The organism is Achromobacter sp. Marseille-Q0513 (assembly GCF_018195695.1).
Lineage (GTDB): Bacteria > Pseudomonadota > Gammaproteobacteria > Burkholderiales > Burkholderiaceae_B > Achromobacter.
Map to the genome: position 1 here is coordinate 1 of NZ_JAGTJY010000260.1, position 6,113 is coordinate 6,113.

General features: G+C 70.2%; 7 protein-coding genes. 6 read left to right on the forward strand and 1 reads right to left on the reverse strand.

Translation table 11 applies throughout. The features are described from left to right. Together KDH83_RS28825 and KDH83_RS28830 are read left to right on the forward strand one after the other, a co-directional pair. Positions 1 to 943 (forward strand): OmpA family protein (locus KDH83_RS28825; protein ID WP_249205426.1); only part of this gene is annotated, 943 nt, incomplete at its 5' end. An 81-nt stretch (positions 944 to 1,024) separates the two neighbouring features. Further along, the gene (locus tag KDH83_RS28830) at positions 1,025 to 1,378 is read left to right on the forward strand and encodes a YciI family protein (RefSeq protein WP_212322109.1); all 354 of its coding nucleotides are present in this window, start codon (positions 1,025 to 1,027) and stop codon (positions 1,376 to 1,378) included. Between the two features lie 92 nt (positions 1,379 to 1,470). Here the strand turns inward: KDH83_RS28830 and KDH83_RS28835 are convergent, their stop codons facing one another. Then, positions 1,471 to 2,397, reverse strand: a complete 927-nt coding sequence (locus KDH83_RS28835; RefSeq protein ID WP_212322111.1) for a LysR family transcriptional regulator — start codon at positions 2,395 to 2,397, stop codon at positions 1,471 to 1,473. An 88-nt stretch (positions 2,398 to 2,485) separates the two neighbouring features. Here KDH83_RS28835 and KDH83_RS28840 point away from each other — a divergent pair, with 88 nt between their 5' ends. The 4 genes from KDH83_RS28840 to KDH83_RS28855 all read left to right on the forward strand — a co-directional run bounded on the left by KDH83_RS28840 (position 2,486) and on the right by KDH83_RS28855 (position 6,020). Next, positions 2,486 to 3,475: a D-2-hydroxyacid dehydrogenase family protein gene (locus KDH83_RS28840; RefSeq protein ID WP_212322113.1), complete on the forward strand. Its 990-nt coding sequence runs from the start codon at positions 2,486 to 2,488 to the stop codon at positions 3,473 to 3,475. A 185-nt stretch (positions 3,476 to 3,660) separates the two neighbouring features. Next, on the forward strand, positions 3,661 to 4,074 hold the full coding sequence (locus KDH83_RS28845) for a YciI family protein (RefSeq protein WP_212322115.1): 414 nt from the start codon (positions 3,661 to 3,663) through the stop codon (positions 4,072 to 4,074). 207 nt (positions 4,075 to 4,281) lie between these two features. Further along, complete coding sequence (locus KDH83_RS28850) at positions 4,282 to 4,692, forward strand: VOC family protein (protein ID WP_212322124.1); 411 nt, start codon at positions 4,282 to 4,284, stop codon at positions 4,690 to 4,692. Beyond that, positions 4,689 to 6,020 carry an RNA polymerase sigma factor gene (locus KDH83_RS28855; RefSeq protein WP_212322125.1) on the forward strand — a complete coding sequence of 444 codons (1,332 nt, stop codon included), beginning with the start codon at positions 4,689 to 4,691 and terminating at the stop codon, positions 6,018 to 6,020. The genes KDH83_RS28850 and KDH83_RS28855 overlap by 4 nt, the downstream gene beginning before the upstream one ends. Positions 6,021 to 6,113: the final 93 nt, after the last annotated feature.

Here is a 6,113-nt window from a genome sequence, read left to right on the forward strand (position 1 = left end):
CGCGCCAATGAGCCTGATTTCCCCCTCCCTGGCGCAGCGGATCGAACAGGCCCGCCAGGCCCAGCTGCGCGCGCAGAAGGCCGCCGAGAACAGCGGTTGGCGCATGAGCCAGAGCAAGAGCGCCGGCGGCAAGAGCCGCTACGCCCGCTGGCACGTGGACGAGGCGACCGAGCATGATTCCGAGAACTGGCTGCTCAGCTACCTGGACCTGATCACGCTGCTGCTGGCCATGCTGGTGGTGATGCTGGCCATCTCGCGCCTGCACGGCTTCGCCGGCGAAAGCCAGCCGGTCGAGCTGGTCGGCTCGCTGGCCACCAGCGGCCTGCCCGCCTACGACGGCGAATATTCCGAGTTCGACAAGGTCGCCATTCCGCCCGAATGGGCCACGCCCGAGGCGCCGGCCACGGCCCAGGCGTCCGCGCCGGCCACGGCAAGCGACGGCGAGATCGTGGCCGAGGCCGCGCCACCGCTGAAGGCCCCGTCCAAGGAATCGCTGGGACTGGCCGACCTGGGCAAATCGGTGGACGTCATCGTCAACGAGCAGTCGGTGAGCTTCCGCATCAGCAACGAGCTGCTGTTCGCCTCGGGCCAGGCCACGCTCAGCCCCGCCGGGCTGGACGTGATCAAGCGCCTGGCGGCGATCCTGAACAAGAACGAGTACCAGGTCTCGGTCGAGGGCCACAGTGACACGGTGCCGATCCAGACCCGCCAGTTCGCCTCGAACTGGGAGCTGTCCAGCAGCCGCGCCACCAGCGTGCTGCGCGAACTGGTGCGCGACGGCGTGACCGCCGGCCGCCTGCGCGCGGTGGGCTATGCCGAGACGCGGCCCATCGAGAGCAACGAAACGCCGGCCGGCCGCGCCGCCAACCGCCGCGTCGAGCTGATCATGGACATCACGCAGCCGCCCAAGGCCGCGCAGGCGCCCGCGCCGGCCAAGTCCTGAACGGCGGCTGGCGGCGCATCTCGCCGCCAGCCGCGAACGGCGCTAAGCTGGCGGCCTGCCCTTCGCCAGGAACCTCCCTACATGTCCTATCTGCTCCTGATCGTCGAACCGGTCGGCCAGCGCGCCGAACGCACGCCCGAACAAGGCCGCGAGGCCTATGGCGCCATGCTGCGCTATGCCGAAAGCCTGAACGAGCGCGGCCTGCTGCAACGCGCCGAATCGCTGAAGTCCGATGCCGAGGGCGTGCGCCTGCGCGTGCGCGACGGCGAACGCAGCGTGATCGACGGCCCCTTCGCCGAGGCCAAGGAAATGATCGGCGGCTTCTTCCTGCTGGATTGCGACACGCGCGAGGAAGCGCTGGCGCTGGCCGCCGAATGCCCGGCCGCCGCCTGGGCCACCGTGGAAGTGCGCGAGCTGGGTCCGTGTTTTCTTTGAGGCGGCTTCGACCGCTGCGTTGAGGTTGCTGCGTTGCAGCCTCGGTCGCCCGGCCCGCTCGCGGCGGCCCCGGTCTCCTTCCTGCCGCCGCCTCAGCCGCCCTTGCCGCCGCGCCGGGACTTGGCCGGTGCCTGCCGGCCATGCTTCAGGATCAGGTCGTGCAGCGCCTGCGCCGCCGGCGACAGCACCGCGCCCTTGCGGCTCAGCAACGAAAACGTGCGCCTGACCGTGGGCATGTGCAGCGTCACCACGCGCAGGCCCGGATACGAGCCCGCCTGCCAGGCCAGCCGGGGCGCCACCGCGATGCCGGCGCCCGCCGCCACCAATCCCACCGCCGTCGAACTGCGCTGCACCTCGTAGAAGGCCGACAGCTCCAGCTGGCTTTCCGCCAGCGCGTGATCTAGCAAGGGCCGGTTGTTGCTGCTGGCGCCCGGAAAGATCAGCCGGTGTCCTTCCAGCGCCTTCCAGGGCAGCGCCTCATGGCCCGCCAGCGGATGGTCGTCGCGGCAGATCAGCACGAAGTCGTCCTGCAGCAGCGGCACGCTTTCCAGCGAGGGCGGATGCGATTCAGCGATGTTGATGCCGAACTCCGCCTCACGCGTCAGCACCGCCTGGGCCACCGCCGCCGAGGAATGATCCAGCACCTTGACGCGGTTCTGCGGATGGTCGGCGCTATAGCGCTGCAGGATCTGCGGCAGGTAATGCACGCCGATGGTCGGCACGCAGGCGATGGTGACGTCGCCGCGCCGGGCCTTGCCGGTTTCGCGGATCTCGGTCAGCGCAGCGGCCAGGTCGGTCAGCAGCCGGCGCGCCTGCGGCAGGAAGCTCTCGCCGGGCGGCGTCAGCGCCACCGAGCGGGTGCTGCGCTCGACCAGCCGCACGCCCAGGAAGGACTCCAGGTTCTGCAGGCGGCGGCTGAGCGCGGTCTGGGTGATGCTGAGCTCGCCCGCCGCGCGGCGAAAGCTCTTGTGGTCCGCCACCGCGACGAAAGCCTGCACCCCAAGCACGTCTATTTTCATGAGAAAAATGCATCAATCGGGCAATTAATTTCATTTTACGTGCGCCGCGCGCCGCGTCCACAATGCCGGCACAGCCTGGGAGACCGACATGAACATCACCATCCTCGACGATTACTTCGACACGCTGCGGGGCCTGCCCTGTTTCCGCAAGCTGGACGGCCACGCGGTCACCGTGTGGAACGACCACGTGCAGGACACGGACGCGCTGGCCGAGCGGCTGCGCGACACCGACGCGCTGGTGCTGATCCGCGAGCGCACCCAGATCCTGGCGCCGCTGATCGCCCGGCTGCCGCGCCTGAAGCTGATCAGCCAGCGCAGCGTCTATCCGCATATCGACATCGCCGCCTGTACCGCGCACGGCGTGATCGTGTCCTCGAACCAGCACGCCGGCACGCCGTCCTATGCCGCCGCCGAGCTGACCTGGGGGCTGGCGCTGGCCGCCATGCGCCAGATCCCGCAACAGATGAAGGCGCTGCAGGCCGGCGACTGGCAGATCGGCGTGGGCCGCACGCTGCGCGGGCGCACCCTGGGCATCTACGGCTATGGCCGCATCGGCGCGGAAGTGGCGCGCTACGGCGCGGCCTTCGGCATGAAGGTGCTGGTCTGGGCCCGCGAGGCCTCGCGCCAGCGCGCCCGCGACGAGGGCTGGGAAACGGCGCCGGACAAGGCCGCCTTCTTCGAGGCCTGCGACGTGCTGTCGCTGCACATGCGGCTGGTGAAGGACACGCGCGGCATCGTCACGGCCGAGGACCTGGCGCGCATGAAGCCCGGCGCGCTGCTGGTCAACACCAGCCGCGCCGGCCTGATCGCGCCGGGCGCGCTGGAACAGGCGCTGCGCGCCGGCCGGCCCGGCATGGCGGCGGTGGACGTCTACGAGGAAGAGCCGCTGCGCGACACCCGGCATCCGCTCCTGAACCTGCCCAACGTGGTCTGCACGCCGCATATCGGCTATGTCACCGAGGACGAATACGAGACCCAGTTCTCCGACGTGTTCGACCAGATCGTGTCCTACGCCGCCGGCAAGCCGATCCACGTGGTCAATCCGGAAGCGCTGGCGGCCAGGCCCGGCGGCGCCTAGCGCGCCGTTCCCCTGAACCCGTATCACCCCGTCCCGCGACACCCGTCGCGGGATTTTTTTCTAGGGGTTTACCCCAGGAATACAAGCGGACTGTCGATCTGCATCCTCTCCGTTCGTCGTGCCAGTACAAGCCCCGATCCAAGCCCGGATCCGGGCCTGGATCTTTCCCTCCCGGAGACTCAGAAATGCGATTCATGATCATGGTCCGCGCCACCGCCGACAGCGAAGCCGGCCGCATGCCCGAAGAAAGCCTGCTTGCCGCGATGGTGAGTTACCACGAGGCCTTGTCCAAGGCCGGCGTGCTGCTGGACGCCAACGGCCTGCTGCCCTCGTCCAAGGGCTGGCGCGTCCAGTACGATGCCCAAGGCGAACGCAAGGTGCTGGACGGCCCCTTCGCCGAGACCAAGGAACTGATCGCGGGCTACACCATGATCCAGGCCCGCTCGCGCGAGGAAGCCATGCAATGGGCGCAGCGCTTTCCCTCGCCCTTCCCCGGCCAGCCCTGCTCGGTCGAGGTGCGGCAGCTGTATGAGCTGGAGGATTTCGCGCCGAGTCCCGCCATCGAACGCTTCCGCGACATTCCGGGCAACGGGCAATAGTAGAAGTCCCCCCCGAGCGCTGCGCGCTCCCCCCAGGGGCGTCGCTACGGCCCGGAGGGCGAAGCCCACCCGTGAAGCGCTGCGCGCTTCTGCCCTCAAGGGCGTCGCTGCGGACCGGCAAAGCCGGCTCCGCGCGACCTCGGTCCGGGGCGAGCTGGGCGTATTGGATACCGTTTTTTCTTTCGACATCAGACACGAGGAATTGCCATGCACAAGCATATGTTCGTCAACCTGCCGATCCGCGACATGAAGAAATCGCAGGCCTTCTTCCGCAGCGTGGGCTATGAGTTCAATCCGCAGTTCACCAATGACCAGGGCGCCTGCCTGGTCGCGGGCGAGAATCTGTTCGTGATGCTGCTGGTCACGAACTTCTTCAAGACCTTCACCGGCAAGCCGGTGGCCGACGCCCACACATCCACCGAGGTGCTGGTGGCGCTGTCCTGCGACAGCCGCGCCCATGTCGACGAGCTGGTGGCCCGCGCGCGCGCCGCCGGCGGCGCGGTGCCGCGCAGCCCGCAGGATCTCGGCTTCATGTATTCGCACGGCTTCGAGGACCTGGACGGCCACGTCTGGGAGCTGGTGTACATGGAGCCGGGCGCGGTGCCGCCGCAGGCATGAGGGGCAACAAGCCCTCGGCCGACGCCGGCGCGCCGGACAGTCCGGCCGCGCTGGCCACCCACCGCGCCATCGAGGCGGTCTGGCGGATAGAGGCCGCCAGCGTCATCGCCGGCGTGGCGCGGCTGGTGCGCGACGTCGGCCTGGCCGAGGAGCTGGCGCAGGACGCGTTGGTCGCCGCGCTGGAGCGCTGGCCCGCGTCCGGCGTGCCCGACAACCCCGGAGCCTGGCTCATGACCACCGCCAAGAACCGCGCCCGCGACCGCTTGCGGCTGGACGCGCTGCACAGCCGCAAGCACGAGCAGATCGGCCACGAGCTGCAGGCGCTGGAGGCCGATGTGGAACCGGATTTCGTCGACGCGCTGGACGCCGCGCGCCAGGACGATATCGGCGACGATCTGCTGCGGTTGATCTTCACGGCCTGCCATCCGCTGCTGTCCACCGAGGCGCGCGTGGCGCTGACACTGCGGCTGCTGGGCGGCCTGTCGACGGCCGAGATCGCGCGCGCCTTCCTGGCCTCCGAGTCCACCATCGCGCAACGCATCGTGCGCGCCAAGCGCAGCCTGTCCGCCGCGCGCGTGCCGTTCGAAGTGCCCGGCCCGGGCGAGCGCGCCGCGCGGCTGGCCTCGGTGCTGGAAGTGATCTACCTGATCTTCAACGAAGGCTATTCGGCTACGTCGGGCGAGAATTGGACACGGCCCGCGCTATGCGACGAGGCGCTGCGCCTGGGCCGCATCCTGGCGCAACTGGCGCTCGGCGACAGCGAGGCGCACGGCCTGGTCGCGCTGATGGAGCTGCAGGCCTCGCGCCTGGCCGCCCGCGCCGACGCCCAGGGCCGGCCCGTGCTGCTGATGGACCAGGACCGCGCCCGCTGGGATCTGCTGCTGATCCGGCGTGGACTGGCCGCGCTGGCGCGCGCCGAGTCGCTGGGCGGCGCGCTCGGCCCCTACGCGCTGCAGGCGGCGCTGGCGGCCTGCCATGCCCGCGCCCGTCGCGCCGAGGATACCGACTGGCCGCGCATCGTGGCGCTGTACGACGCGCTGGTCCAGGCCATGCCCTCGCCGGTGGCCGAGTTGAACCGGGCGGTGGCGGTCGGCATGGCCTTCGGCCCGCAGGCCGCGCTGGACCTGGTCGACGCGCTGGAGGCCGAGGGCGCGCTGGCCAACTACCACTGGCTGCCCAGCGTGCGCGGCGACCTGCTGGCCAAGCTGGGCCGGCATGCCGAGGCGCGCGAGGCCTTCGAACGCGCCGCCGGCATGACCCGCAACGCCCGCGAACGCGAGCTGCTGCTGGCCCGCGCGGCGCAGATGCGGGACGGCGGCCCGGCCTGACGCGCGCGTGCTTAAATGCCGTCATGCGCCCCGTTCCCGCTGCCCCCGACGAACCCGCGCCCGCCATGGCGGGCGCGGGTTCGTCGGGGGCAG

Excerpts from the sequence above, each read along its gene's own strand:
- KDH83_RS28850 (WP_212322124.1), top strand. The coding sequence starts at position 4,282 with ATGCACAAGCATATGTTCGTCAACCTGCCGATCCGCGACATGAAGAAA.
- KDH83_RS28830 (WP_212322109.1), top strand. The coding sequence starts at position 1,025 with ATGTCCTATCTGCTCCTGATCGTCGAACCGGTCGGCCAGCGCGCCGAA.
- KDH83_RS28840 (WP_212322113.1), top strand. The coding sequence starts at position 2,486 with ATGAACATCACCATCCTCGACGATTACTTCGACACGCTGCGGGGCCTG.
- KDH83_RS28835 (WP_212322111.1), bottom strand. The coding sequence starts at position 2,397 with ATGAAAATAGACGTGCTTGGGGTGCAGGCTTTCGTCGCGGTGGCGGAC.
- KDH83_RS28845 (WP_212322115.1), top strand. The coding sequence starts at position 3,661 with ATGCGATTCATGATCATGGTCCGCGCCACCGCCGACAGCGAAGCCGGC.
- KDH83_RS28855 (WP_212322125.1), top strand. The coding sequence starts at position 4,689 with ATGAGGGGCAACAAGCCCTCGGCCGACGCCGGCGCGCCGGACAGTCCG.